Here is a 2,200-nt window from a genome sequence, read left to right on the forward strand (position 1 = left end):
CACGGACCGGTGGTGGACGTCCGCCTCCGCGGCCGCGACGCGGACCTGGTGGTCACCGAGCCGGCGCCGGAACCCGACCTCGACCAGCAGCCGGCCCCGGCGCCACCGCCGGACGGTGGTGACCTCGCCCGGCTGACCCTGCGCATGCCGGAAGCGCTCAAGACCCACGTCGAGCAGTCCGCGGCGGCCGAGGGCATCTCGGTCAACGCCTGGCTGGTGCGCGCGGTGACCGCGGCGGCCGGCAGCACCCCGGCCCAGCCGCCACGCCGGGGCCGCCCCGGCAAGCGCATCACCGGCTTCGCCCAAGCCTGACCTGCTGTTTTCAACTGAAGGGAAAAGACCATGTACGAGTTCGACCGCTCCACCCCCGTGACGGTGTCCCTGCGCGTGCAGCGGGGCACGGCTGAACTGGTGGCCGAGAACAGGCCCGACATCCAGGTGCAGATCGAGCCGGAGGACGGCGCCGAGGACCGCTTCACGGTGGCGTTGGAAGGCGACACGCTGGTCGTGCACGGGCCGGAGTCGACGTGGGACTGGCGCCGTACCCCGAAGGTCCGGGTCCTGGTCCGGGTGCCGCTGGACAGCGCGCTGGCGGCCAAGTCGGCGTCGGCCGACGTCCGCGCGACCGGCCGCTGGTCGAGCGCGCAAGTGAACGCGGCGTCGGCGGATGTGTTCGTGGACGAGGTCACCGGGGACGCGTCGCTGAAGGCGGCGAGCGGTGAGGTGGCGGTCAACCGGGTCGGTGGGTCGCTGCGGATCAGCAGCTCGTCCGGCGACCTGAAGGTGGGTGACGTCAACGGTGACGTCAAGGCGGACACCGCGAGCGGGGGCATCGAGATGCGGCGGGTCGGCGGGTCGCTGCAGGCGGGTACGGCATCGGGCGATGTCGAGGTGGGGGTGGTCAGCCGAGGCAAGACCCGCTTGGTGACGGCCTCCGGCGACGTCTCGGTCGGGGTGGCCGCGGGGACCGGGGTCTGGCTCGACCTGAACACGGCCTCGGGATCGACGACGAGCGACCTGGCGATGGGTGGCGGGCCGGCGGAGGGTGTGCAGGAGGCGGCGTTGGAGCTGCGGGTGCGGACCGCGAGCGGGGACATCGACGTGCACCGGGCGATGGGCGACCTGCGCGCCGCTGCTTGACCTTTCGGCCGGATACTGGCGGCGTTCGAGTCCCGGCTCGTGGCCTGCCGGATGCGGCGCCGGCCGGCCGCCGGGTGGTCGGATCGGCGGTCAGCCGCCGGGGCGGACCAGGCCGGTCTCGTAGGCCAGGACGACGGCTTGGACGCGGTCACGGAGGCCCAGCTTCGTCAGCATGTGGCCCACATGGGTCTTCACCGTCGTCTCGCTGACCGTGAGGGCCCGGGCGATCTCCGCGTTCGAGTGGCCCTTGGCCACGTGGGCGAGCACCTCACGCTCCCGGTCGGTCAACGTCTTGAGCGCGGGCGCGGCCGCCGTCGTGGCCGGCGCGGGCAGAGCCTCGGCCAGCCGGGTGAGCAGCCGGGCAAGAATCGCCGGCGCCACCACGGCGCCCCCGGCCGCGACGGTACGGACAGCAGCAACCAGCTCCGCCGGCGGCACGTCCTTGCACAGGTAACCCATGGCGCCGGCCGCCACCGCCCCGGCGACCTGCTCGTCGGCGTCGTACGTCGTCAGGATCAGCACCCGGACCGGCAACCCGGACTCGACGATCGCACGGGTCACGGCCAGGCCGTCCAGCCGGGGCAAGCGGAGATCCATGAGTACGACATCGGGCAGCAGGCGCCGAGAGAGATCGACGGCTTCGAGTCCGTCACCGGCCTCACCGACAACGGTGACGCCGCCACTGGTGGCGAAGGCCATCCGCAGGCCGGACCGCAGCATCGGCTGATCGTCGACGAGCAGGACGCGCACCGGCCGCCCGTTCGCCAGGGCAGCCGGAGCCGTGCCGTTGACCCCCGTCACCGCTTTTGCCTCTCCGCTCAGCCGGCCTTGATGCTTGGGCCGCTCTGCTCGGGGCCGTGGCCGGCCCCGCGCCCACCCTAGGGGATCGTGCAGTGATCACGGCCCTGACGTGTCGTCCTTCGGACGCGCGGGGCGTGGGGTGTGCTCGGGGTAGCTCTGCGGTGACGGGGCGCTTCGGGGGAGCCGCCGGTGGCGCAGGACGGACCGGGCGGGTTTCGGCCGCGCTTGGCGGGCTGGGACCGCGACGGGCGGGCCTGGT

2 protein-coding genes and 1 pseudogene are annotated in these 2,200 nt (G+C 73.4%); 2 read left to right on the forward strand and 1 reads right to left on the reverse strand.

Features of this window, described 5'->3' with window-relative positions; translation table 11 throughout:
- Both AB0C29_RS44835 and AB0C29_RS44840 read left to right on the forward strand, forming a co-directional pair.
- A pseudogene (locus AB0C29_RS44835) lies at nucleotides 1-312 on the forward strand (hypothetical protein); the annotation flags it as partial.
- A 30-nt stretch (nucleotides 313-342) separates the two neighbouring features.
- Nucleotides 343-1,140, forward strand: a complete 798-nt coding sequence (locus tag AB0C29_RS44840) for a DUF4097 family beta strand repeat-containing protein (RefSeq protein WP_360833970.1) — start codon at nucleotides 343-345, stop codon at nucleotides 1,138-1,140.
- Between the two features lie 90 nt (nucleotides 1,141-1,230).
- On the opposite strand, the gene AB0C29_RS44845 is transcribed toward AB0C29_RS44840, so the two are convergent.
- Nucleotides 1,231-1,941 (reverse strand): response regulator transcription factor, encoded by a 711-nt coding sequence (locus AB0C29_RS44845; protein ID WP_360833972.1) that lies wholly within the window; start codon nucleotides 1,939-1,941, stop codon nucleotides 1,231-1,233.
- Between the last annotated feature and the right edge of the window lie 259 nt (nucleotides 1,942-2,200).

Source organism: Actinoplanes sp. NPDC048791 (assembly GCF_040650095.1).
Classification (GTDB): Bacteria; Actinomycetota; Actinomycetes; order Mycobacteriales; family Micromonosporaceae; genus Actinoplanes.